At 29.2% G+C, this 25,757-nt stretch carries 26 protein-coding genes; 11 read left to right on the forward strand and 15 right to left on the reverse strand.

Going from position 1 to position 25,757, the window contains the following annotated elements; all coding sequences use genetic code 11:
• Positions 1-24: 24 nt before the first annotated feature.
• Positions 25-2,577: a M1 family metallopeptidase gene (locus BLV71_RS09370; RefSeq protein WP_093870292.1), complete on the reverse strand. Its 2,553-nt coding sequence runs from the start codon at positions 2,575-2,577 to the stop codon at positions 25-27.
• A gap of 108 nt (positions 2,578-2,685) precedes the next feature.
• The gene (gene trxA / locus BLV71_RS09375; protein ID WP_093870293.1) at positions 2,686-3,003 is read right to left on the reverse strand and encodes a thioredoxin; all 318 of its coding nucleotides are present in this window, start codon (positions 3,001-3,003) and stop codon (positions 2,686-2,688) included.
• 294 nt (positions 3,004-3,297) lie between these two features.
• Here trxA and metK point away from each other — a divergent pair, with 294 nt between their 5' ends.
• On the forward strand, positions 3,298-4,551 hold the full coding sequence (gene metK / locus BLV71_RS09380) for a methionine adenosyltransferase (RefSeq protein WP_093870294.1): 1,254 nt from the start codon (positions 3,298-3,300) through the stop codon (positions 4,549-4,551).
• Between the two features lie 255 nt (positions 4,552-4,806).
• Complete coding sequence (locus tag BLV71_RS09385; protein WP_093870295.1) at positions 4,807-5,073, forward strand: hypothetical protein; 267 nt, start codon at positions 4,807-4,809, stop codon at positions 5,071-5,073.
• A gap of 122 nt (positions 5,074-5,195) precedes the next feature.
• Here BLV71_RS09385 and BLV71_RS09390 read toward each other — a convergent pair whose 3' ends face one another.
• Complete coding sequence (locus BLV71_RS09390; RefSeq protein WP_093870296.1) at positions 5,196-6,173, reverse strand: polyprenyl synthetase family protein; 978 nt, start codon at positions 6,171-6,173, stop codon at positions 5,196-5,198.
• A 68-nt stretch (positions 6,174-6,241) separates the two neighbouring features.
• Between BLV71_RS09390 and BLV71_RS09395 the strand changes: the two genes are divergently transcribed.
• Positions 6,242-6,757 carry a hypothetical protein gene (locus BLV71_RS09395; RefSeq protein WP_093870297.1) on the forward strand — a complete coding sequence of 172 codons (516 nt, stop codon included), beginning with the start codon at positions 6,242-6,244 and terminating at the stop codon, positions 6,755-6,757.
• On the opposite strand, the gene BLV71_RS09400 is transcribed toward BLV71_RS09395, so the two are convergent.
• The 11 genes from BLV71_RS09400 to ruvC form a co-directional block, all read right to left on the reverse strand.
• A complete protein-coding gene (locus BLV71_RS09400; RefSeq protein ID WP_093870298.1) occupies positions 6,754-7,497 on the reverse strand; it encodes a hypothetical protein in 744 nt (247 codons plus the stop codon). The genes BLV71_RS09395 and BLV71_RS09400 overlap by 4 nt on opposite strands.
• Entirely contained in the window at positions 7,498-8,535 is a 1,038-nt protein-coding gene (gene rlmN / locus BLV71_RS09405) for a dual-specificity RNA methyltransferase RlmN (RefSeq protein ID WP_093870299.1), read from the reverse strand.
• Positions 8,536-8,641: 106 nt separating this feature from the next.
• Complete coding sequence (gene queA / locus BLV71_RS09410; RefSeq protein ID WP_093870300.1) at positions 8,642-9,691, reverse strand: tRNA preQ1(34) S-adenosylmethionine ribosyltransferase-isomerase QueA; 1,050 nt, start codon at positions 9,689-9,691, stop codon at positions 8,642-8,644.
• Between the two features lie 72 nt (positions 9,692-9,763).
• Positions 9,764-10,990, reverse strand: coding sequence for a 3-phosphoshikimate 1-carboxyvinyltransferase (locus BLV71_RS09415; protein WP_093870301.1), 1,227 nt, complete (start codon positions 10,988-10,990; stop codon positions 9,764-9,766).
• Between the two features lie 5 nt (positions 10,991-10,995).
• Positions 10,996-11,244: a hypothetical protein gene (locus BLV71_RS09420; RefSeq protein WP_093870302.1), complete on the reverse strand. Its 249-nt coding sequence runs from the start codon at positions 11,242-11,244 to the stop codon at positions 10,996-10,998.
• Positions 11,245-11,571, reverse strand: coding sequence for a nucleotide pyrophosphohydrolase (locus BLV71_RS09425; protein ID WP_093870303.1), 327 nt, complete (start codon positions 11,569-11,571; stop codon positions 11,245-11,247).
• A 53-nt stretch (positions 11,572-11,624) separates the two neighbouring features.
• On the reverse strand, positions 11,625-12,002 hold the full coding sequence (locus tag BLV71_RS09430; RefSeq protein WP_093870304.1) for a VOC family protein: 378 nt from the start codon (positions 12,000-12,002) through the stop codon (positions 11,625-11,627).
• The gene (locus BLV71_RS09435; protein WP_093870305.1) at positions 11,968-13,203 is read right to left on the reverse strand and encodes an MDR family MFS transporter; all 1,236 of its coding nucleotides are present in this window, start codon (positions 13,201-13,203) and stop codon (positions 11,968-11,970) included. The genes BLV71_RS09430 and BLV71_RS09435 overlap by 35 nt, the downstream gene beginning before the upstream one ends.
• Positions 13,204-13,817: 614 nt before the next feature.
• Positions 13,818-14,567 carry a cyclase family protein gene (locus tag BLV71_RS09440; protein ID WP_093870306.1) on the reverse strand — a complete coding sequence of 250 codons (750 nt, stop codon included), beginning with the start codon at positions 14,565-14,567 and terminating at the stop codon, positions 13,818-13,820.
• A gap of 13 nt (positions 14,568-14,580) precedes the next feature.
• Entirely contained in the window at positions 14,581-15,720 is a 1,140-nt protein-coding gene (gene hemW, locus BLV71_RS09445) for a radical SAM family heme chaperone HemW (protein ID WP_093870307.1), read from the reverse strand.
• Positions 15,721-15,732: 12 nt separating this feature from the next.
• On the reverse strand, positions 15,733-16,284 hold the full coding sequence (gene ruvC, locus BLV71_RS09450) for a crossover junction endodeoxyribonuclease RuvC (RefSeq protein ID WP_093870308.1): 552 nt from the start codon (positions 16,282-16,284) through the stop codon (positions 15,733-15,735).
• A gap of 48 nt (positions 16,285-16,332) precedes the next feature.
• Here ruvC and BLV71_RS09455 point away from each other — a divergent pair, with 48 nt between their 5' ends.
• The 8 genes from BLV71_RS09455 (at position 16,333) to BLV71_RS09490 (ending at position 23,701) form a co-directional block, all read left to right on the forward strand.
• Complete coding sequence (locus tag BLV71_RS09455) at positions 16,333-17,076, forward strand: Bax inhibitor-1/YccA family protein (protein WP_093870309.1); 744 nt, start codon at positions 16,333-16,335, stop codon at positions 17,074-17,076.
• A 137-nt stretch (positions 17,077-17,213) separates the two neighbouring features.
• Entirely contained in the window at positions 17,214-17,960 is a 747-nt protein-coding gene (locus BLV71_RS09460) for a LytR/AlgR family response regulator transcription factor (protein WP_093870310.1), read from the forward strand.
• 496 nt (positions 17,961-18,456) lie between these two features.
• A complete protein-coding gene (locus tag BLV71_RS09465; RefSeq protein ID WP_093870311.1) occupies positions 18,457-18,975 on the forward strand; it encodes an AidA/PixA family protein in 519 nt (172 codons plus the stop codon).
• A gap of 296 nt (positions 18,976-19,271) precedes the next feature.
• On the forward strand, positions 19,272-19,727 hold the full coding sequence (locus BLV71_RS09470; protein WP_093870312.1) for a hypothetical protein: 456 nt from the start codon (positions 19,272-19,274) through the stop codon (positions 19,725-19,727).
• Between the two features lie 78 nt (positions 19,728-19,805).
• A complete protein-coding gene (locus BLV71_RS09475) occupies positions 19,806-21,566 on the forward strand; it encodes a tetratricopeptide repeat-containing sensor histidine kinase (protein ID WP_093870313.1) in 1,761 nt (586 codons plus the stop codon).
• Positions 21,559-22,305: a LytR/AlgR family response regulator transcription factor gene (locus BLV71_RS09480; RefSeq protein ID WP_093870314.1), complete on the forward strand. Its 747-nt coding sequence runs from the start codon at positions 21,559-21,561 to the stop codon at positions 22,303-22,305. The genes BLV71_RS09475 and BLV71_RS09480 overlap by 8 nt, the downstream gene beginning before the upstream one ends.
• Before the next feature lie 376 nt (positions 22,306-22,681).
• On the forward strand, positions 22,682-23,092 hold the full coding sequence (locus BLV71_RS09485; RefSeq protein ID WP_093870315.1) for a hypothetical protein: 411 nt from the start codon (positions 22,682-22,684) through the stop codon (positions 23,090-23,092).
• A gap of 165 nt (positions 23,093-23,257) precedes the next feature.
• Positions 23,258-23,701 carry a hypothetical protein gene (locus tag BLV71_RS09490; RefSeq protein WP_093870316.1) on the forward strand — a complete coding sequence of 148 codons (444 nt, stop codon included), beginning with the start codon at positions 23,258-23,260 and terminating at the stop codon, positions 23,699-23,701.
• A gap of 97 nt (positions 23,702-23,798) precedes the next feature.
• Here the strand turns inward: BLV71_RS09490 and BLV71_RS09495 are convergent, their stop codons facing one another.
• Positions 23,799-25,655, reverse strand: a complete 1,857-nt coding sequence (locus tag BLV71_RS09495) for a M1 family metallopeptidase (protein ID WP_093870317.1) — start codon at positions 25,653-25,655, stop codon at positions 23,799-23,801.
• Between the last annotated feature and the right edge of the window lie 102 nt (positions 25,656-25,757).

Here is a 25,757-nt window from a genome sequence, read left to right on the forward strand (position 1 = left end):
TTTAGTTTATATCTTTTAAGTAAGTTACTTTTTTATTTGTTGTGCTCTGTCCATTGTGTCAACTACCATTAATAATTTTTTTAATAATATAGGATTGTAAGTTGGATTGTCATTTAAAAATGCTTGAACTATTGAGTGTGCCTTCTTCGATGTATAATTACCAACAGAACTTGTTAACCATCTTTTTGGGAAAAATATATCACCGGTTAATTGAATTTCTTCTAAAAGTTCTAAGCATGTTTTTAGGTGTTTAGTGGCGCTTTCTTGCCTAAGAGGATGATGAATATTAGTTAAAGCAGCTGTAACCCAAGATTCTTTTTCTCTATTTTTAGCTTCTTTTAAGGAATGCATAAAATTATCACGAATTTTTTCATCTGAAGAAAGAGAAGGAAGTAACCAGGTAAAACGTTCCTTTTTATCTTTATTAGTAATTTTTTCAAGTTGTTTTGCTAAAATTATATCAGATTCAGGATGCTTATATATAGCTAATTTCATGGCTAAACTCGTTAACTCACTTTCATTTAATGTAAAGTTTTTTGTAGAAACTTGTCCGCTCCATAATCTATATAAAATTGCAGTACCTCTTTCTTGATAAGCTACTTTTGTAAGTAAATTATATAGTGTCTTTTGTATGTTTTTAGAATTTGATTTTGATAATTCGGTAGTAATCATTTTGGTTAAATTAGTACCAGTTTCTATACGTTCATTCTCATTTAAAAATTTCCAAAAGATAGTATTGATACTGTTGGTAATATAATTGAGTATTAATTCATTCTTTTCTGAACGTAATCCTGCTAAAAAAGAATACATGGCTGTTTTGATAGGAGTTTTTCCAGAAAGCATATTTTCGAATAAATTAATATAGCTATGCCCTCTAGCAATATCGTTTTTAATTAAAAAAATAGCATCGTTGTTAAAAGGAAAAATACCATAACCAAAACCATTATAATTATATATTATTTCTAAAGGTTTAGGAAGTCCAATAGCTTCATTTATAGTAATTGATTGATTGTTTAAATTACATGAAAGTATTTTTACTTCATTTGGGTATACTAAACCAATTGAGAATGATTGTTCCCAAATATTTGACGAACCATCTTCTGCTTTTTGTTTAACAGTAAAAGAATCTATTTTTCCATCTTTATAGTTAATAGCATCAGATATAATAGGACGTCCTGATGAATTTACCCAAATAGTACTCCATTGAGTAATGTTTTTAGATGAGTTTTTATCAAAGATAGCTACAAGTTCATTCCAATCAGCATTACTATTAGCATAAGTAGTAATGTATTCTTGAATTCCTTTTTGAAAGTTGTCTTTTCCTACTAGTAATTCTAATTGTCGCATCATAATTGGAGCTTTATTGTAGATGATTCTCCCATATAATGAACCTGCATTTTTTAAATTGTCTAAATTTTGACGAATAGGGTTAGTACCTTTGGTTCTGTCTTCTGAATATGCACTAGGGTAATGAGACATCATAAAATTTAAGTCATGATTAACCTCAGGAAAAACTGGATTCATGATTTTATCAGCCATAAAATTTGCAAAAACTTCTTTCATCCAAACATCATTAAACCATCGCATTGTAACTAAATTACCAAACCACATATGAGAAGTTTCATGCGCTATTAATTTTGCTCGACGTAGTTTACGAGTTTGCGTAGCATTTTTATCTAGAAAAAGTAAGTTTTCTCTATATTGAATAGCACCAGTATGTTCCATACCACCATATTGAAAAGGAGGGAGGGTTGCGAAATCCATTTTTTGAAAAGGAAAACTGTAGTTAGTATACTTTTCTAAAAAGTTTAATGAGTTTTGGTGAATAGAAAAAATAGCATTTAAACTTTCATTTATTTTGCTAGGGTTTGTTTCTCTATATAAAAAGCGCATAGGAAATGCACCAGGGTTTTTAATTTCTTCGTTAAACTTACCCGCAACAAACGAAAATAAATAAGTACTCATTTTATCAGTTTGTTTAAAGTGATGTTCTGAAAAATCACCTTTAGGAATTACATTCTTTTCAAATGCACCACATAGTACTTTCCAGTCTTTAGGAGCTGTAATTGTTAAATTGTAAATTGCTTTAATGTCTGGCTGATCAAAACAAGGAAATAAAGTACTTGCTCTATCTGGCACTAAAAGGGTGTATAAATATTCTTCGTTTCTGTTTAAAGAAAGTTCGCCAGCATCAAATTCAATTACTATTTTATTAATACCTACTTTCAAAAGAGTTTTGTTTATAATTATATGCTCATTTTTATGTAGGATGGAACTAGTAGAATTATTAACGATTATTGATTTTAAATGATTCGTTTTTTCATTGAAATCTAAAACTAAGTCGTTTTTTATGTTAGTTATATTGAGGGATAAAGATAACTTAGCAGGTATTTTTTCTTCTTTTTTGGATGGTATATGGAAATTTAAATTATAAATAACATCTTTTATTTGTTTATTTCTAAGCTTAGCTAAGTTTAAAGAAATACCTTTTTCAATATTTTTATTAATGGGCTGTTGTTCTTTATTACAAGAAAAAAACAATACCAATAAACTTAAAGAGAGTATGTATTTATTCATAATTTAAGTATAGTAGTTCGTGTTGAGGTTGTTTGTTTAAAAAGTAAAAATAAAAAAAAAGGTTTAGCAATTACTAAACCTTTTTTTTATAATTAGTAAAATTAACTACTATAAGTTAGCGTCAATTTTATCTGTATATGTTTTTTTAGGAGCTGCACCTACTTGTTTGTCAACTACTTCTCCGTTTTTGAAAATTAATACAGTAGGGATGTTTCTTACCCCGTATTTAGCAGCAAACTCTTGGTTAGCGTCAACATCAACTTTACCAACAACTGCTTTACCTGCGTATTCACCGCTTATTTCATCAACAATAGGAGAAACCATTCTACATGGTCCACACCAAGCTGCCCAAAAATCAACTAATACTGGTTTGTCTGATTTTAATACTACTTCTTCAAAAGAAGCATCTGTAATTTCTAATGCCATTCTATTATATTTTTATTTAGAGGTTATTATTTCTCGTTTACTATTACAAATGTAAACAAATATTTTGCCATTTCAATTTTAAGAAAATTAGTTTTTATTATCACTATATCAATAGTTTTTATTGCTAGTTTGTTTTTTAGTATCTAAATAATCTTTATTTTTGTTCGATAATAATAAGAGGAGAAATTTGTTCTGATTGCAACCTCATTAAAAAATGCTAAAGCAGTATCTACTACTTCTTTTTGCAGCAATCAAAATAAACTTCTTTCATTCAACATAAAAAAGAAGAAAATTATGCCATATTTTTTTACCTCTGAAAGTGTTTCAGAAGGACATCCTGATAAAGTAGCTGATCAAATTTCTGATGCTTTAATAGATAATTTTTTAGCTTTTGACCCTGAGTCTAAAGTAGCTTGTGAAACATTAGTTACAACAGGTCAAGTGGTATTAGCTGGAGAAGTAAAGTCGAATACGTATTTAGATGTTCAAAAAATAGCTAGAGATGTAATTAACAAAATTGGATATACAAAAGGTGAGTATATGTTTGATGGAAACTCATGTGGAGTTTTATCAGCAATTCACGAACAATCTGATGATATTAATAGAGGTGTAGATAGAGCTAGTAAAGAAGAACAAGGAGCAGGAGATCAAGGAATGATGTTTGGGTATGCTACTAAAGAAACTGAAAACTATATGCCTTTAGCGTTAGATTTATCGCACTTAATATTAAAGGAATTAGCGGTTTTACGTAGAGAAAATGATGCAATTGCATATTTACGTCCAGATGCAAAAAGTCAGGTAACTATTGAATATTCTGATAATAATGTACCACAACGTGTTGAAGCGATTGTTGTTTCTACGCAACATGATGATTTTGCTGATGATGAAGAAATGTTAGCAAAAATTAGAAAAGATATTGTTGATATTTTAATTCCTAGAGTTAAAGCTCAATTAACACCAGAAATTCAAGCGTTATTTAATGATGATATTAAATATCATATTAATCCTACTGGAAAGTTTGTAATTGGTGGACCTCATGGTGATACAGGGTTAACTGGACGTAAGATTATTGTAGATACTTATGGAGGAAAAGGAGCACATGGAGGTGGAGCTTTCTCAGGAAAGGATCCTAGTAAAGTAGATAGATCTGCTGCTTACGCTACGCGTCATATTGCTAAAAATTTAGTAGCTGCTGGTGTAGCTGATGAAGTTTTAGTACAAGTTTCATATGCAATTGGAGTAGTGGAGCCAATGGGAATTTTTGTAGATACGTATGGTACTGCTAAGGTTAATTTAAATGATGGTGAAGTAGCTAAAAAAGTTTCTGAGATTTTTGATATGCGCCCACATGCAATTGAATCTAGATTAAAATTACGTACACCTATGTACAGTGAAACAGCCGCTTATGGGCATATGGGACGTGTAAATGAAGTAGTGTCTAAAAGTTTTACTCAACCAAATGGTGAAAGTAAAACAATGGACGTAGAGTTATTTACTTGGGAAAAATTAGATTACGTAGCTAAAGTTAAAGAGAGTTTTAACTTGTAATAACTTTTAGTAAAAAACTATATAATGAGCCTCAGGATTTCCTGAGGCTTTTTTGTTGTTATAGAAATAATTTTTAAAAAGCTGTTTTTATATTTTAGATAGTTAAGTTTAAACGTTAATAAAATAGATTGTTTTGTCACTTTTTCTAGAGAAATGATACTTGAATTTTTACGGAAAATCACATTATTTTCTGCGGACATCACCTTTTTAATAAAGAACCTTATAAATAACTTTGTATATATAATATACTTAATTATGGAGGAGGTAGTTTTTAAAGCGTTATTATTTAATACAAAATTTACTAGAATTGAAAATTTTATTCAAGAGGTACTTGATAGCAATAACGATATTACGTATGAAGATGTTAAAGAATCTATATTGAAGCTAGTTTTATATCGATTTATAAAAGTTGATAATAATTTATCTCCAGAAAACTGTATTTTAAAAGAAGCCAATTTTTATGAAGCACAACGATTAGGAGGAGTTAATTCGTGGTTAGAAAAAAAGAGAGCAGTAGCTTAATTCGTTTTAAAATCTATAAAAAACAATTTAAAATTAAAACAATACCTTCTTGAGGTAAGTCATTTTTCTATTATATTTCAAGTCACTTCCCAGGAATAAAGTTAAAGGTATAGCTAAAGGAATTAAATTTTACGCTCTACCACGTAATCAATCATTTGCAATAAAGAATCTTTATAAGTAGAGTTAGGGTAATTATTAAGAATAGCTAATGCTTTATTTTTATAATCATGCATTTTTTGAGTAGTGTATTCTAATCCGCCATTATTTTTAACAAAAGTAATTACTTCTTTAACTCGTTTCTTATTCTTGTTATGTTTTTTTACAGAATTAATTAACCAAGCTTTTTCCTTTTTAGAGCAGTTATTTAGCGTGTAAATTAAAGGTAATGTCATTTTTTGTTCTTTAATGTCAATTCCTGTTGGCTTTCCTATTTTGTCTTCAGTATAGTCAAATAAATCATCTTTAATTTGAAAAGCGATACCGATATATTCACCAAATTTACGCATTTGTTGTACAGTTTCATTGTTTGCGCCAACAGAAGCAGCACCTATACCACAACAAGCAGCAATTAGTGTAGCGGTTTTTTGACGTATAATTTCAAAATAAATTTCTTCGGTAATATCTAATTTACGAGCTTTCTCGATCTGTAATAGCTCACCCTCACTCATTTCTCGAACTGCGATAGAAATAAGTTTTAAAATATCGAAATCTTCATTGTCAATTGAGAGAAGTAATCCTTTTGAAAGTAGAAAATCACCTACTAAAACAGCAATTTTATTTTTCCATAAAGCATTGATGGAAAAGAAACCTCTTCGACGATTACTGTCATCAACCACATCGTCATGAACTAGCGTAGCAGTATGAATTAATTCTACAACTGAAGCACCACGATAAGTTCGTTCATCAAAACCGCCATCAGAAACCATTTTGGCAACTAAGAATACAAACATTGGACGCATTTGTTTTCCTTTTCGACGAACGATATAATAGGTAATACGGTTTAATAATGGAACTTTAGACAACATGGCATCTTTGAACTTTGTTTCAAAGAGTTCCATTTCTTTTGCTATAGGAAGTTTTATTTGCTCTACTGGCTTCATAATAGTGGACAAAAGTAAGAATAAATTAGGGATTGTTTATATTTGAAGAATAAACAATATGCATAACTGTGAAACATTTTTTAGGAGTAGTTTTTTATTTATTTTTTACAATTTCGATTTCAGCGCAAACATCAAAAATATTTCCTGATGATTTTTTAGGAATTTATAAAGGAGACTTAACTATAAATAGCAAAAGAGGAGTTCAAAAAATACCTATGGAGTTTCATTTGTTAGAAACTAAAACAGAGGGAAAATATGATTACAAGTTAGTGTATAATGGTCAACCAAGAAATTATACATTAGTTGTAAAAGATAAAATAAAAGGAATCTTTGATATTGACGAAAATAATGGCATTATTTTACCTGTACGTGTAGTTGGAAATGTTCTATATAGTTTTTTTGAAGTACAAGGAAATATGTTAACTAGTCGTTTGGCTTTTACAGATGATAAGGTTGATTTTGAAATTTTATTTACTGCAACTAAAAATAAAATAACTACAGGAAAAGGAACGAAGGAAATACCTTTTGTATATGGATACCCTATTTCAGTTGTTCAGCGAGCTTATTTAAAAAAGAAAAATTAGTTAAAACTTCTCACTTTTTTTAGTCGTTTCCAAGCTGCTTTATGTCGTCGTTTATAAAAAGACATAGTTCCTCTATCTAAGCCAAAGTAAAATAAACTTATTCCAGCTGGAGGATTAGCACTAGGTAAAAAGTTAAGTTTATTAAAGGCAACTGATGGCCATTGCCAACATTCTAAACTAGTTCCTATAAGTTCAGTAATTGCTACTACACAATACATAACTAGAAAAAATAAACGCTCTTTAGGATGTTTTCTTAAAAAGTAAAAAACAAAAAAAGTACATACAAAGCCTAAAATATCATTTTTAAAAATTAAAAAACATAAAGAAAAAGGAATAATAAGTGAAGTACAAAAGACCTCTATTTTTTTTCTATTGTATTTTACTTGTGACTTTCTGCTAAAATAATATACTAAAAGAAACACGATTGCGTGTCCTGGTGGTATATAATGTGGAATGTTTTTCAAACGGTAGGTATACATGCCTAAAGTTTTAGAAAAAAGATATTCTCCTGCAATTGCTATAAGTGTAGCATATATTAAAAGTTCTCTTGTTCTAGATGTTGCTTTGTAATATAAAAAGAGAAATAATGGAATAATTAATAGCGTAATTATATGTTGGGCATTGTAATAATAATGTTCCGCAATAAATTTACTATCTAAAAAAAGACCTAATGAAATAGCAAAAAATAACCATCCTAGGGTTTGTAAAGTTTGACCTAAGAGTGTTTTTGAAAAAATCATTTACGATTTGTTAGCCAATTGTCCACAAGCGGCATCAATATCTTTTCCTCTAGAGCGTCTAACATTAACCACAATATCATTCATTTCTAAATTTGAAATATAATTGTTTAAAGCTCTTTCAGAAGCTTGTTGAAATTCGCCATCATCAATAGGGTTGTATTCAATTAAATTAACTTTACAAGGAACATATTGACAAAATTTAACTAAGGCATCAATGTCTTCTTTTTTATCATTAATTCCATTCCAAACTACATATTCGTAGGTTATTGTTTTGTTGGTTTTCTCATACCAATATTCTAAAGATTCTTTTAAATCTTTTAAAGGAAAAGTACTGTTAAAAGGCATGATAGAAGTTCTTACTTCATCAATAGCTGAGTGTAATGACACAGCTAAATTAAAACGCACTTCATCATCTGCCATTTTTTTTATAATCTTCGGAACTCCAGAAGTAGATACAGTTATTCTTCTTGCAGCCATTCCTAATCCTTCAGGTGAAGTAATTTTATCAATAGCTTTAATAACATTGTTATAGTTCATTAAAGGTTCTCCCATTCCCATAAATACAATGTTTGATAATTTATGGTTGTGGTATAATCTACTTTGCTTATCAATTGCAGCTACCTGATCATAGATTTCATCTGCATTTAAGTTTCTCATACGTTTTAAACGAGCAGTAGCGCAAAATTTACAATCTAAACTACAACCAACTTGACTAGAAACACAAGCTGTGGTTCTTTTTTCAGTAGGTATTAAAACAGATTCAACAATTAAACCATCATGTAGTTTTATGGCATTTTTAATGGTGCCGTCTTTACTACGCTGCATGGTATCAACTAAAATATGATTAATAACAAAATTATCATCTAACATTTTACGTGTTTCTTTAGATAAATTAGTCATGTCATCAAAAGAGTGAGCTACTTTATGCCATAACCATTCATACACTTGGTTACCACGAAAAGCTTTATCGTTATTTTTTACAAAAAAATCACGTAATTGTTCTTTAGTTAATGCGCGTATGTCTTTTTTCTTACTCAAACCTATTAGATTGAAAATTGATTGTTAAAATTTAGTTGCAAAGTTAAACTAAAAAACTGGTAACCATTTTTGATTACCAGTTTTCTGTTATAATTTATCGTGTTAATTATAAAATTAACATTGCATCACCGTAAGTGTAAAACTTATATTTTTCTTTGATAGCTTCTTGATATGCTTCCATCATAAAATCATGACCTGCAAAAGCAGAGACCATCATTAATAAAGTTGATTTAGGTGTATGGAAGTTTGTAATCATACAGTTAGCAATACTAAAGTCATAAGGAGGGAAAATAAATTTATTTGTCCATCCATTGTAATCATTTAATCTGTTGCTAGAAGATACAGAAGATTCTACTGTACGCATTACTGTAGTTCCTACGGCACAAACTTTACGTTTTGTGTTTATTGCATTGTTAATAGTACTAACACTTTCTTCTGGAATTATAATTTTTTCAGAATCCATTTTATGCTTAGATAAATCTTCAACCTCGACTGGGTTAAAAGTACCTAAACCAACATGTAAAGTCATTTCTGCAAAATCAATTCCTTTAATTTCTAAACGCTTCATTAAGTGTTTAGAAAAGTGTAATCCAGCAGTTGGTGCAGCTACAGCTCCTTCATGTTTTGCAAAAATAGTTTGGTAGCGGTGCTCATCTTCTGGTTCAACATCACGTTTTATATATTTAGGTAAAGGAGTTTCTCCTAATTCTAATAATTTTTTTCTGAATTCTTCATAAGAACCATCAAATAAGAAACGTAAAGTTCTACCACGAGAGGTTGTATTGTCTATTACCTCAGCAACTAAACTATCATCATTACCAAAAAATAATTTATTTCCAATTCTGATTTTACGAGCAGGATCAACTAATACATCCCATAAACGATTTTCAGCATTTAATTCACGTAATAAAAATACTTCAATACGAGCTCCTGTTTTTTCTTTATTACCGAACATACGGGCAGGAAATACTTTCGTATTGTTTAACATCATTACATCACCTTCATCAAAATAATTGATTAAATCTTTAAATAATTTATGTTCAATTTTTTGAGTATCACGGTGTAATACCATTAAACGAGCCTCATCTCTATGTTCTGAAGGATATTCTGCTAATAATTCTTCTGGTAATTCAAATTCAAAATTTGATAACTTCATATGTAAAATTTTCTAAACGATGGCAAATATACAATATCGAAATAGGCGTTGTCAAGTTAATAACGTATTATTTTATAATTCGCAAGTATCTACCCTTATTTTATTCATATCATTCCAGAAGTTTCTATATGATTTTGTTACCACTTTAGCTTCTTTTATTACAAGTGTTGTTTTTAAAGCTAATGGAGCAAAAGCCATTGCCATTCGATGATCGTTATAGGTTGAAATTTGTATGTCCTTATTAATTTTTGTTGAAGGTTTTAAATGTAAACTTTCATTGGTAACTTTAATAGATGCTCCAAGCTTGGTAAGTTCTTCACGTAGTGCCTCTAATCTATCAGTTTCTTTGATTTTTAAGGTGTGTAATCCAGTTAAATCGCAAGCTATACCTAAACCAAAACAAGTCACAGCAATTGTTTGTGCAATATCTGGAGCATTTTTTAAATCTTGAATAAGAGTATCATTAATATGGGCTTCATTTTTAGTTAAAATAATACTGTTTTTTTCAAAATGAGTAGAAACTCCAAAATGCTTGTATATAGTAGCTAAAGAACTATCACCTTGTAAACTATCTTCTTTATAAGCAGTTAGTTTTACTGTTGAATTTACTGTACTCATTGCTATTAATGAATAAAAATAAGACGCTGAACTCCAATCAGATTCTACTACGATAGTTTGATTGTTTGTCGCAGTTTTAGGAGAAATGTTTATATTTTGTCCACTAAAACTAGCTTCAATTTCCAATTGGTGTAGCAGTGAAAGTGTCATGTTTATATAAGGTACAGAAGTAATTTTACCTACAAGTTCAATACTAAGGCCATTTTTTAAACTAGGTGCAATAAGCATTAATGCAGATATGTATTGGCTACTTACATTACCATTAATAGAAACAGTATTTTTAGTTAATTCTTTACCTACAATTTTTAAAGGAGGATATCCTTCTTTTTTTAAATAAGTTATATCAGCACCTAAAGAGCGTAATGCATCTACTAAAATTTCAATAGGACGGTTATGCATTCTATCTGATCCTTGTAAAATTTTTGTAACTCCCTGTTGAGATGCAAAAAAAGCAGTTAAAAACCTCATAGCTGTTCCTGCATGACCAATATCTGCTATTTCTTTTTTAGAAGATAAAGCATCTTGTAAGTGATGAGTATCATCAGAATCAGATAAGTTTTCAATGTGTAAATTAGGATATAATTGTTGTAAAATTAATAGCCTGTTCGATTCACTTTTAGAACCTGAAATAGTAATTTCAGCATCTAAAGCTGTAGTTGTTGTGTTTAGTTGTAAGTTCATGGGGTTTATGCCATTTTTTTGTTAGTCATCCAAATTCCATATAAAAAGCTTAGTACGATTTTGAATCCCCAAAATTGTTTCCATTTTCCTTCTGAAAAATTTGTTTGGTTAACAAGATCAAAGTTTCCTGCAAAAATATCACGCCAGCTATTCATAAATAGCGTAATAATTGTTACCACTATAAAAAAAGGAATGGCAACCTTGGCTACGTTTTTCCAAAATATTGGTTGTTGTATTTTTTGTAATAAACTCATTTATTTTAGTTTTTCGTTGTTGTGATGACGATTATGGTCTCGTTTTGTTTTTATATCTAATTTCTTATCAAAAGCCTCTTGTAAATTAATTCCTGTTTGGTTGGCTAAACAAAGTACTACAAACATAACGTCAGCTAACTCTTCTCCTAAATCTTTTTCTTTGTCACTTTCTTTTTCACTTTGTTCTCCATATCTACGCGCAATAATTCGGGCAACTTCACCAACTTCTTCTGTTAATTGCGCCATATTGGTTAATTCGTTAAAATAACGAACTCCATGATTTTTAATCCAATCATCTACTTGTTTTTGTGCGTCTTGAATATTCATTAGATAGTATTTTTAATCTTCTATTAAGAGTTCAAATATAAAGTTTCTTACTGCTAATTAATTCTCCAAGGCGGATTTTTTCTATTCTTTCCAGCTTTATATAAAATAAGTTTGTTTCCATCAGGATCTTCTAGGTGAGCTTCACGCCAAAGCCAAGTTTCACTTTTAGGCAACTGAGAAAATTCTATACCTTTTTCTTGTAGTTTTTCTACAAGAGTATCAAGGTTTTCATCTTCAAAATAAATTATAGGAATATTTTCTGTTGCAATTTGATCAACTTTATGAATAGATAGTGTGCTATCTCCATTAGGTAATTCAAAACGGACATATCTAGGACTTGCATCTACAATAAGATGCAAGCCTAGTTTTGTGTAAAAAATTACTGCTTTATCAACATTAGTTGAAGGCAGAGTTACTTGGTTTAAGTTCATGTTTTTCTTTTTTAATTACACGCATTAATAGTAGAAGCGCTAACATTCCTACAATTGATAAGCCTGTCATGATACTCCATGTACTATCGAAACCTAATTTATCAATTAATTGTAATCCTGCATTATGACCAAATATATGAGATGCTGAAAAAGCAATGCTATAGTATGCCATATATTCTCCCTGATTTCCTTTTTTAGCTCTATCCATTACAAATGCATTTGAAAAAGGAAAGGCTATCATTTCACCAATAGTCATAAGTAACATACCTATTATTAATACACCTATCCAGCCAGTAAGGTTTAATACTAAAAAGCTTAAGCCGGTTAAAAACAATCCAAAAAACATTAAAAACTCTTTTGAGTATTTACTTTTTTGCAGCCACGCAATTAAAGGCATTTCAAGGGCAAATATTATAAAACCATTTAACCCTAGAAGTAAACCAATTTTTAATTCAGACAAATGATGTTCATCTTTATAATATAGAGGCATTGTTGAAAAATACTGTAAGAATATAAACCCGAACATAAACATACTCACAAAAAAGATCCAGAAAGCTTTATCAGAGAAAACTGATACTGGATTTTCTACTTTTACTTCATCAACGACTTTTGATTTTTTAGGATGCAATACATTTATTAATAAAATAGTAGCTAAAATACAAGTAACACCATCTACCCAAAAAAGTCCGCTATACCCTAATGAGGTAATAATAATCCCTCCAACTGCTGGCCCAGCTGAAAAACCTAGGTTTATCGCTAAACGAATTAAAGTTACTGAACGTATTTTGTTTTCAGGTTTACTGTAGGCACTTAATGCAACAAACATTGCTGGTCTAAAAGTATCAGCAACTAGCATTACTAAAAATATACCAATACAAAATCCTGAAAAAGTATCAACAAATTGTAATGCTATAAATAATAAACCTGTTAATAGTAAACTAGCTTTCATTACTTTATAGTATCCAATTTTATCCGTTAATTTACCACCTAACCATGACCCTGCTACTGAACCTAGTCCAAAACAGCTCATAATCCAAGCGACATCGATTTTGGTAAATTCTAAACTTTTGGTTAAATACAACGATAAAAATGGAATAACCATTGTTCCTGCTCTATTAATGAGCGTAATTAAGGCCAGCCACCAAACTTCTTTTGAGAGGCCTTTAAATGTGTCTAAATAATTGAAGTACAATTTTTTCATAGTGTTATAAATTTAGTTGTTTGGAAGTGATATAAAAGTAAAAAGTCCGACTGTGAAGTCGGACTTTTTATAATAGTAATATTTTATTTTCATATAATCATAATACATTAATAGCCCGATATCTTCTGTGCCTAACAGATGATTTACATTGCTTATATGTATTATAAATTGTCATTTTTCTATATAATTATGCCGTAAAACTATAAAAAAAAGGAATAGCTTTTACAAATGATGGTTATTAATTTCTTCTTTATATTGATTTTAGATAAGTAATACTGATTTAGTTAAGGGGGAGTCAAAGAAAATAAAACTAGTATTTAATGTAAATTATCGAAAGGTATTTCGACTTAAAAGGTAATTGTATTCAATTCGTCGATAGTAATTTACCTTTCAACTTAAATTGTAAATTGAATTTGAATAGTTGTGCTATTTTTGAAGTGTAGATGAAACATAAAGTAAATTTCGCCAAATAGATAGAAGTCACTAAAAAGAAACATTTACAGTAATAATACAAACAAATAGAAAAAATTATATAAGTATGTTTATGATACCTATTTACCTTTTAATTGTAATAGCTTTTTTATTACAAACGATAATCGCTAGACCTACACACTTTAAACCAGTTTATATAAAATTGGTTTGCTTGGAGAAGCATCATTCTCAAAAGGTGCAATCATAAGATTTAAAAAGTATGTTCCATCTTTTATACTATTAGGAACGTAAATGAATTCTGTTATGGTAGCATTAAAACGAATGATTCCCTTCGTATTCCAAAATGCATTATGCGCTAATAACTTTCCTTCATCTTTTTCTTTATCAACTGAAGGAAGGTCTATTAGCAAATGCTTAATCCCAATTTCTTGTAAATAAACAGCCGCTTCTTCTAACATATATGGAGGATTTGTATTAGAATATCTAGCTGATCTTTTTTCTTCTGAATTAGGGAGTGTTCTAATTACTATAGCCTCACATGTTTTGTTTTTTAATACTTTTTGAAGTTGTTGTAATGTGATTACTTGATCGCCATTAGATTTTTTTTCAGGTGCTATCGTCACCACTTCTGCAAGAAAGAAAAATTTTTGTAAATTTTTATTTATTGAATGCACATCTTTAGTTATGTGTCCTACACACTCAGTATGTGTTATATGTGCATGCGGATTAAATGCAATGTTATTAAAATTCACTGCTGAACCTGCAGCAACACTTCCTACCCAATTATCAGTTGAAACAGGTGATATTTCAGGTTCTTTTAAATACCAAGCATTAATATTTTGTTTAGAAATGTTTATAGGAATTGAAATATCTAATGGGTTAGATAAATCAATGGTATACTCTTTTAAACGATGTTTAATAGTTGCAATCATGGGCTAAAGATACTTAAATTATAAATAAATCACTAGCTAATCCATCTGCTAAGAACATTCCTTTTTGGGTAGTTTTTAATACTTCGTTTCCTGTTTTCGAAACAGTTATTAGTAATAATTTTTCATTTATAAACTTTTGAGAGTTTGTAATTAATTTTTTATACAAAACGTCACCAAAATCTTGTTTTATCTTAGTTAAAGAAACACCCCAAATTGTTCTAAGACCTGTCATTAAATATTCATTAAATTGATCTTCTTTGGTTAGTTTTTCAACTTCGTTAGGTAAGTTTCCAAGTTGTATGTTTTTAATGTAGTTAGCATTATTAGCAATGTTCCAACTTCTATGAGTATTGTTAAAAGAATGAGCTGAAGGACCAATACCAATGTATTTTTTACCTAGCCAATAACTTGTATTGTGTTTTGAAAAGTAATCAGGTTTTCCGAAATTAGAAATTTCATAATGAACAAATCCATTTTTAGAAGTTTCCTCCATTAAAATATTAAAATGCTCTTTTGCTTCGGTTTCATCAGGTTCAGGATACTTTCCATTTTTCACAAAACTATCTAATACAGTTTTAGGTTCAACTGTTAAGGCATATGATGAAATATGATTAATTCCAAAATCAAAAGCAATTTGTAAATTTTCTTTCCATCGTTTAGTACTCATATTTGGAACTCCGTAAATTAAATCGATGGTAATATTATCAAAATGGTGAGTAGCTATAGCTAAACATTCTTTTGCCTCTTTTGAATTATGAGCGCGATTCATGCTTTTTAAATCTTCTTCAAAAAAAGATTGAACACCAATACTTAATCTGTTAATAGGAGATTTTGCTAATTCTTCTATTTTTTCCTTAGATAAATCATCAGGGTTTGCTTCCAATGTAATTTCAGGAGCTTCTATTACATTGTAATTTTTATAAATGGCATTAAGAAGTTGGTCAATTTCACTAGCTGTTAATAGGCTAGGGGTCCCTCCTCCAAAATAGATAGTTTCTATTATTTCGTTTTGTAATTCGTTTTTTCTTAGTACTAGTTCTTTTATTAAACAATGAACTAATTCATCTTTCTTTTTTAAGGAAGTTGAAAAGTGAAAGTCGCAATAAAAACATGCTTGCTTACAAAAGGGAATGTGTAAATAAATTCCTGCCATTATAAATATTAGTTAATTTATTTTTTTAGGATTCTGTTTTACAAAAGCTGCCCATCCAGTATAATTTTTTCCTCCAATTTGTTTTCCAGAGTTATAATAATGACAAACAGCAGCAGCTAAACCATCAGTTGCATCTAAGTTTTTAGGTAATTCTTTTAAATTAAGTAACGACTTAAGCATTAAAGCAACTTGTTCTTTACTTGCAGTTCCTTTACCCGTAATAGCCATTTTAATTTTTTTGGGCGCATATTCAGTAACAGGTATTTCTCTAGATAAACCTGCAGCCATAGCTACACCTTGAGCACGTCCAAGTTTTAACATTGATTGAACGTTTTTGCCAAAAAAAGGAGCTTCTAATGCAATTTCATCAGGGTTGTAAGTATCTATTAACTCTATAGTACGTTCAAAAATGAGTTTTAATTTTAAATAATGGTCGTCATATTTTTTTAATAGTAATTCATTCATTTGAACAAATTCCATTTTTTTACCAATGATTTTAATAATACCAAACCCCATGATAGAGGTTCCAGGGTCAATACCTAATATGATTTTTTCTGTCTTCAAATTTTATTGTACTTTGTACATGCACAAAACTAATCAAATATATTTTTAATGAGTGTATTCGGGCTTAGAACTTCAAATCCTGCATTTACCAATTACTTTTGGAAGAAGTCAAAAAGTTATTCATCAAATAAAATGACTTTAGGAGGGATTATAACAAAAACCCTTTTCATGTTAGTATTAGTATGTTGTACTGCTTTTTATACCTGGCATTTGTTTTTTAGTGGAGTAGTGGTAAAGTGGCATACATCTATTGGAGCTTTGGTAGCTGTTTTTTGTAGTATTTATATTTCATATAAACATAATGTAGCTAAATATCTATTGCCAGTATATGCGTTGGCTAAAGGATTTTTTCTGGGCGGTATAAGTGCTTATGCTCATAAACAGATTCCTAATTTACCTTTTCAGGCTGTTGGTGTTACTTTACTTACATTTTTTGTAATGTTCTTTTTATATAAATGGAGAGTGATTAGAGTTACTAAGGCGTTTCGATCAGCTATAATAACCACATCTGTAACTATATTTTTGCTGTATTTTATAAGATGGATATTTTGGTGGTTTGGAATTAGTGTTTTCTTTTTATCAGGCAATTCAAGGTTTGCTATTGCTTTTAATATTTGTACAGCTATTGTAGCATCGTTGAGTTTGTTATTAGATTTTGATTATATACACAGATACCTTGGTAAAGCTTCTAAAGAAAGAGAATGGTTGGCTACTTGGGGCTTTCTAATAACATTAATTTGGTTGTATGTTGAGGTTGTACGTCTTTTAAAAAAAATAACTTTTCGAGTCTAATTTATAGAAGCTATTTTTCTATTCCTTTCTCCCCTTGTTTTATACTTGATTTTTAATGCTTTGTAACCTTTTTTAATGAATTTGGTTAAAAAATCGGTCTTTTTGTAATAGTAAATTTTATCTAAAACAGATACTCAATGAATAATATTAATGTATTTATTATTGAGGATACCCCCGCAGAAAGCAATCGATTAGTAAAATTTCTTGAAGCTAATAGTTATTCTATATCTGGTGTAGCTAAAAGCTTTAGAGAAGCTTTAATTCTATTTCATAAAGTTAAAGTAGATATTGTTATAATTGATGTTTTTTTGAATGGTAGTCCTGATGGAATTGCGTTTGCAGAAATGATCCAAGCCAATCCTGAAACAGCAAAACCTTTTGTGTTTTTAACTAACTCGGTAGACCGACAACTTTTTTTGAGAGCTAAATTAACAAGACCTTATAGTTATTTGATGAAGCCATTTAACGAGTTAGAAATTTTGTATGCTATTGAAATGGCTGTTTCAATGTTTTATACAGAAGACAATACTTTTTTGAATGAGGAAGAAGAAACAATTATAAGTGAAAATTATGTTTTTATAAAAAAAGGAAAGAGTTTAAAAAAAGTACATATTAATGATGTTATTTTTATTGAAGTTGAAGAGAAATACTGTTCTATAGTTACAGCAAAAGAAAAGTTTGTGATATCAATATCACTCACAAAAATTTTAAAACTTTTAGATAATTCATTGTTTTGTAGAACTCATAGAAACTTTATCGTTAATATTGAAAAAATTGAAGAGATTATTCCTGTTGATAACCTTATTATACTAGATAAAAAACATAAAGTACCTCTTAGTGAAAAATATAGAGGAGTTATAAAAAAAGTGCGTACATTAAAATAACGATTAGTTATTATTGATAAGTTACCTATGGGTACTTACATATACATCATTACGAGGAGGTACGACGAAACAATCTGCTATTCTTATTAAGAAGATTACTTCACTTCGCTAGGGCTACGTTCTTAATGACGATTATATATGTCATTGTGAGGAAGTATAACAAAAAAATCTGCTATTCTATTAGAAAGATTACTTCACTTCGCTAGACTACGTTCGTAATGACGATTATATATGTCATTTCGAGGAGGTACGACGAAACAATCTGTCGATTTAAAAGCTATATCCTCAATTTTCCTTTTCTTATAGCCGAAAACGCCTGTTTTATAGGGTTTTAATTATTTTGTTTTGGTTTGTTACCTAATTTTACTTCGAGAAACATAAACACTAGCTAGTTATTTTTTTCTTTTAAAAACCAAACTTGTGGAGCAGTACCCACTATAAAAAACGAGGCGATATCCGAAAAGCCTTATGAGTAGGAATTTTAAAACTAATAACTATGTCTAATACAATCGATATTTTAACAGTAGTTGATGCAGTATCTTTACAAGAAGCAGTAGCGTCAGGAAAATTAAAAAAAGGAACAAAAACAAACCCAACATCTTTAGGGTCGTATGGTACATCTGATGCTTATATTTATATGATAACTGCTAATAATTACGTAGTAAATGACCAAGCAAAATCAGAGTTAACAATAGCTGCTAATGTAGGAGATACTGTTCGTTGGATGATTACTTGTCCAGGAGGAGGGACAGGAAACAATGTTATATTAATGGATTGGAACTCTAGTTCTGCTAGTGGTATTATAGATCCAATTTCTTTAGATATTGACATTGATTTATATGTAGGTAGTGCAACTGTTGCTCCAACTTCAGTAGAGTTTCAAAACTATTGTTTTGCAGGTATGTTAACTAAAAAAGGAAATGTACAGTACTATATTACTTTTCAATTATTAGATGAGCATGGAGCTGATTTAGGTTTTTACTTATGGGATCCATTTATTAATGTTGCTAATTAAGTAAATAAATTAATTTTATAAAACGTGAATAAAGTGTTTAAACATTTTATTCACGTTTTTGTTTAGCTTCTGATGTATCGTTTTAAAAAAATGCCATTGCGATGTAGAGAAAATGACTAAAATAATATACTTATTAAAAAAGAGATAATAATATTATGAACCCCGTTCCAATAATTTCTCATCTTATACCAAAAAAATAAGGTTTTACACTCATTCTTTTTTTATAGTTTACTATTTTGTTGTTTCTTTAAACTAAGAAAACAAAATAATAAATACTAACCTTAAATTTTAAAATTATGAGTACTCAACCAACAATTCCAATTCCTGGATGTAAGTTAACAACGGTAAAGCAGTTAACAGATACTGGAGCGGCATTAAATTTTGGAACAAGTTTTCCTAAATTTAATGCACCGTCAAAACCTCTAGCTCCATTAGTTATGGCTTGCTTTGATAATGAAGGGAATATTAATGTTTCTACCTTTTTATATATTCCTAATTCAAATAATGGTCAAAATATAACGTTTCAGATAAATATTCTAGAAACTAATTCAAATAAATTAGCATTTTATATTTCTCATAAGGCAACACCTACAAGTTCTCAAATTCAATATCCTTATGGAATTTCATTTTCAACATCAGGTACTAACTATAAAGAAATGGGGATAACTGATATAAAAGTATATGGATGGGATGATGACCCTGAAGGGTCTAGAGGAACAGAGACTACAGTTAAAGATCCTATGGGAGGCTAAATATTATGAACAAATAAAGGGGATTACTATTCTCTTTATTTGTTTTTAATTTTCACTAAATTGCTAAAAATTTAGTAAATGAGTGTTAAATTTAAGTTTTTAATTTTTTTCGTTTTTTTTAGCCAATTATTATCTTCTCAAATTAATAAAAAGCAAAATGCTTTTTTTACTCAGATAAAAAATAAAACGGAAAAATTTAATAAAAATAAAATATTTAGTAAAGTTCAGACTTTTTTTTTAGAAAGTAAGTTCGACTCAGTTCTAGTGTATTCTTCAAAATTATTGACTACTCAAAATGACTTCGAATTAAATGAATATTGCTACTTTTTAAGAGGGTATAGTTTTTATAAAAAAAGAATATTTAAAGAAGCTAGAAAAGAGTTTTTTAATATTTCTAAGAAATTTGAATTTTATCAAAATACTCAAATACTTTTGGGTACTATTGCTCTAGAAAAAAAAGAGTTTAACAGGGCTATATTATATTTTAAGGAAGTAGAAAAAGATGGTTTTAATGAGCTTTTAGGTATTGACAAGAGTAATGTATTGTATAATTTAAGTTTATGTTATCTACATCTTAAAAAATTCGATAGAGCTGAAGGCTACTTAACAGAAAATATAAAATTAGTTGAAAAACAAAAAGATACATTAGAAATAATAGAATCGTATGGAAATATAGCTAATTTTTATTATGAACAGTATAAAGACAATTTAGCAATTCCTTATTTTTTGAAAGCTTATAAGCTTTCAAAAAAATTAACAATTGAAAGTAGTATAAAGGGAAAAATATTTAATCAAAAAAGAAAGACAGCCAAAAACATGTCTGCTGTTGAAGAGAATCGTAAGGACTATAAAAAAGCATTAAAATATCGCAAAGAATCACAACAATGGAAAGACTCTTTAAATAATCAAAATAGAATTTACGAAGTAGCTAAAAAAGAGAAAGAATTTGCAGTAAAAGAAAAACAAAAAGAGGTTACTTTTTTAGAAACTGAAAATAAAATTAAAGAAGCACAAAAAAAAGAGCTTTTATATGCCGCTATTGTGTTGTTAATTTTATTATTAACTAGTATTTACTTTTATAGAGAAAAGGTAAAACGAAATAAAATTATTGCGCATCAAAAAGAAGATTTAGACGCTTTAAATGCTACAAAAGATAAGTTGTTTTCTATTGTAAGTCACGATTTACGTTCTTCAGTAAATGCTTTAAAAAGTAGTAATGTTGTTTTGTTAGATAATTTGGCTTCTAAAAATATTGATGCATTGGGTAATTTATTAAAGAAAAATAGTGCTATTGTTAACGGGGCGTATGGGTTGTTAGATAACTTATTGCATTGGGCGTTGTCGCAAACCAAACAAGTTTATTTCGAAATAAAATCTACTCGGTTGTTTTTTATGGTGGAGCAAATGGCTTATAATTATAAACCTTTAATGCTTGAAAAAAACATTCAGTTTGAAAATAAGGTGTCTAAAAAAGATCTTGTTTTAGCAGATCAAGAGTCATTAAAGTTAATTATTAGAAATTTGTTAGATAATGCCATAAAGTTTTCTAATAAAGATGGAGAGATTAAAGTATATTCAAGAAATGAACATAAAGGTTACTGCGATTTAATAGTGGAAGATACGGGTATGGGAATGACAAATGAAACTCGTTTAAAGCTTTTAGAAGATACGTTGCTACTATCTAAAAAAGAACATGAAGATGTTATAGGTACTGGATTAGGATTGCAATTATGTAAGACAATGGTTAAAAAAAATAATGGAAAATTTTCTATAGAAAGTGAATTAGGTGTAGGTACAAAAATGATTGTATCTTTACCTAAAAAACAAGATAATGGATAATGTTAATGTATTTATTATAGAAGATACTCCAGCAGAAAGTGATCGTTTAATTAAAGTGCTAGAAGCCAATAATTATGTAATTACTGGAGTTGCTAGAAACTTTAAAGAAGCATTAACTAAATTTTACCAGGTAAAGGTAGATATTGTTATCATAGATATTTTTTTAAATGGAGTAGCTGACGGTATTTCTTTTGCAGAAACCATTAGTATTGTTCCTGAAGCAACAAAACCATTTGTTTTTTTAACTAGTTCTACCGATCGTCAAATTTTTGAAAGAGCAAAGCTAACTCAACCATTTAGTTATTTAATGAAACCTTTTAATGAGTTAGAGGTTTTATATGCTATTGAAATGGCAGTAGAAAAATTTTATGACCAAAATGATGTTTTTTTAGACGAAGAAGAAGATACTGTTATAAGTAGCGACTATTTGTTTATTAAAAAAGGAAAGTCGTTAAAAAAGGTATTACTCTCTGATATTATTTACATTGAAGTTGAAGAGAAGTATTGTAATATCATTACAGAAAAAGAAAAGTTTGTCATTCTAATTTCATTAACTAAAATTTTAAAGCTATTAGATTCGTCTATTTTTTGCAGAACACATAGAAACTTCATTGTAAACATGGAGAAAATACTAGAGATTGTACCTTCTGATAATCTTATTTTGTTGCAAGGAAATCAACATGTTACCTTAAGTGAGCGTTATAAAGATATTATAAAAAAAGTCCGTACGTTGAAATAGTGCCATCTACAATCTCATTGTAGATGTGAATTTGTCTTTTAATAACATCTTAATTGTTCCTAATAATACATTTTAGGATTAAAAGCTTTGCGAAAATATAAAAAAGTCATTGCGATTGAGGTACGAAAGAAGCAATCTATTGGTATTGGTTAGCTAACAAATTAATCTTACATCATTGATGGTATTTATATCAAACTATAAAGTGTAAAACATATAATAATTAATACTCCATTCCATACTTTTCTTCCTTTGTGGAAAAGAATTCTTGTCTTATTCCATTTTTTATATTTCTAGGGTACTTCTAAAGTAATTTTGAATTAGAAATAATAGTTAACTACAATTTTTCGAATTTAATTACTAACCCAAAAAAGAAATTATGTCAAATACAATTAACATAACAAAATGTGATAATCAACTTGTTCTTTTTGCTGTGAATGGAAGCGAAAGTTATGAAATATGTAATATACAAAGTGGGAATTTTCATGCAGTAGATTTAGATATCAATGTAGAAGCAAGTGAAAATGGAACTTTTTCAGGTACATATCAACCAGAAGGAGGTACATCAAAAGATTTAAGTGGAGCTATCACTGTAAAAATACCAGCAGGAAACTATTCTTTAGTATATGCAGGTTTAAATTGGGGAGGGCCTTATAATTTTGAATTTACTTTAAATGATGGTGAACCATACAGTTTATTAAATAAAGAAGATAAACCATTAGAAGGAGTGGTTTGGGCTCAGGGTAATTTAAATATAACATTAGATGTTAAGGCTACGGCTACCGTTTAAAATTAATTATTAATAATAATGAAACTGCCTAAAAATTCATCATTAAAGTCATTGCGAATTTTTTTATTTAAGAGTAATCTGTAAATCAGATATTTTAAGATGACTTCATTTTATTTGTAAAGACAATTTTTAAACAGTTTAGTTTACTAAAAAAAAACAGAAATTATGTCAAAAGTATTTCAATTATCAGTTTTAAGTCAAAATGATCCAGGAGCAGCAGATGGGGATAAATTATGTTGCAAAATTGTAGGTGTATGCAACGGATCATTACGTGAAGGATCTTTCCCAGTAAATGAAAATGTTGCTTTACCAATACCACCACAAGAAGGGAAACAAGCACCAGCAACACCAACTTGGTTTTTAATACCAGAAAATGGTTTAGAAGGAAGTTTTACAGTTGAAATTTTTTGCCCAACTGATCCATCTTACCCTAGTAGAACAATAGCTGTTTCTGAAGCAGATGTTATAAATTGGGCAAAGGTGCCTTTTGGGGAAAGAGAAAATCAAATTTATGAAGGTGGAGAATATGGTATTTTTGGATTTGCTCAAGAAGGGCCAATTTATACTATTACCGCTGGGGTTTTAAATCCAAGAAAAAACGGGAATTAATAAACAATATATAAAGTGAGTTTATACGTTTTACTGTAAAGAAAAACTCAGAATTTAATTTTAAATTCTGAGTTTTTTTATAGTATTAGACTAGATATTATTCTTTGTACCCTAACATGTCATCAATAGTATTTGCGGTTACTGAATGATAGTTAACACGTGATTTTTTATATATAGCTAATGCTTCATCAACTTTGTTACTGTTTTTATACGCTTTAAAAATAGTTGATACATACCAACGTCTACCAACGTTAGTTAAAAAAGCTTCAATAGTAGCATCAACATTATTACCTCTATAATTATGCGTTATGGCTTTTTCAAACCAAACCATAGCAATGTAAGAGTTTGTTGAGCTTGTTAAATTAAAGATAGTATCAAGTGTTGTTAATTGTTCTACTGTAATTTCTTTAGGGAAATTACGAATGAAGTGAACCCATTCTTGTGTTGTCCAGTCTTTTGTAATAGTAGCATCAATGCTATTTTTGTTAATAAACTCAGATAACACTTTTTCTACATTACTAAATTTATCAGAAGTGATTATTGATTGATTTTTTGGAACTCCAGGTTTGTAAATCCATTCTTCTGTATTAAATTCAACTTGATTTTTTTCTAAAAGGTTTGCATTTAAATAAGTAATAAACTTTTCAGTAGTCATTGTTGAGAAGGCATGAGTTTTAAAATAATTTTTTAAAAAGATATCAAATTTTTCTCTACCTACAGTTTCTTCTAAAGTTCTTAAAAATAAATATCCTTTATCATAAGCAATGCTATTCATTCCGTCATCAGGATTACGGCCTTTTAAGTTCAATTTTAATTTAGTGTCTTCAGGAGAATCTTTAAAGCCTTCTAGCTCATCTTCTAAATCTTGTTTAGCTATAAGTGCTAACATGTTGGCTCTGTCTTTTCCGTATAAAGCTTCCATAATACGTAGCTCAAAATAAACAGTGAATCCTTCATTTAACCAGAAATCATCCCAGGTAGCATTTGTAACTAAATTTCCAGACCATGAATGTGCTAGCTCATGAGCAATTAATGAGGTTAAACTTTTATCTCCAGCAATAACAGTTGGAGTTGCAAATGTTAAACGAGGGTTTTCCATTCCTCCAAAAGGAAAACTTGGGGGTAAAACAATAACGTCAAACTGTTCCCAGTCATAATCACCATATAAATTTTCAGCAGCAGCAACCATTTTTTCCATGTCTGAAAATTCTTCATGCGCTTTATCTAACACAGATTTTTCAGCATAAATACCAGTTCTATTACTAACAGCTTTATATTCTATATTACCAACAGAAAGTGCAATTAGGTAAGGAGAAATAGCTTGTTTCATTTTAAATGTATAAATACCATCCTCATTTTTTACTTTAGGATTCTCGGCACTCATTACAGCCATCAATGAAGATGGTACTTTTACAGTTGCGTTATAGGTAACTCTAATTTGCGGGCTATCTTGTATTGGTATCCAAGTACGGGTTAAAATAGCTTGCCCTTGTGTAAATAAAAACGGATCAGTTTTATCTGCAGTTTGTTGAGGTGTTAACCACTGTAAAGCTTCTGTTTTATTAGTAGTATTATAATGTATTGTGATAGTTTTTGTACCTGAAGTAATAGGTATTTTTAAAGCTTTCCCTAATTGTTTATTAAAATCTCCAAGAGAAAATTTCACTTCTTTGTTGTCGGCTAGCACGTTTTTAATTTCTAAAAACTTGGTGTCTAAGATAATCTCAGAAGCTTCATTGCTAGTGATATTATATGTTGCAGTTCCTTCAATTTGTTTTGAATTGAAATTAACATTAATATCTAGATTCAGATGGGTAATAACCGCTTGGTTAGGTTTTGAAAAAGAGTGTGGCTCTTCTGCATATTTTTTACTTACTTTTTCTTCTTTCTTTATGTCTGTGCAGCTTGTTAAACAAATTAAGATTAAAAAACTTAAAAGATTTATTTTTTTCATGATGTGATTTTGTGGCACTAAAGTATTATTATATTTTTAAAATATTCATTTTATTGATAATTTAATAAGGTAGAGCATGTTGTTTTTATATAAGCTTGGTAG

The organism is Tenacibaculum sp. MAR_2010_89, from assembly GCF_900105985.1.
GTDB classification, from domain to species: domain Bacteria; phylum Bacteroidota; class Bacteroidia; order Flavobacteriales; family Flavobacteriaceae; genus Polaribacter; species Polaribacter halocynthiae.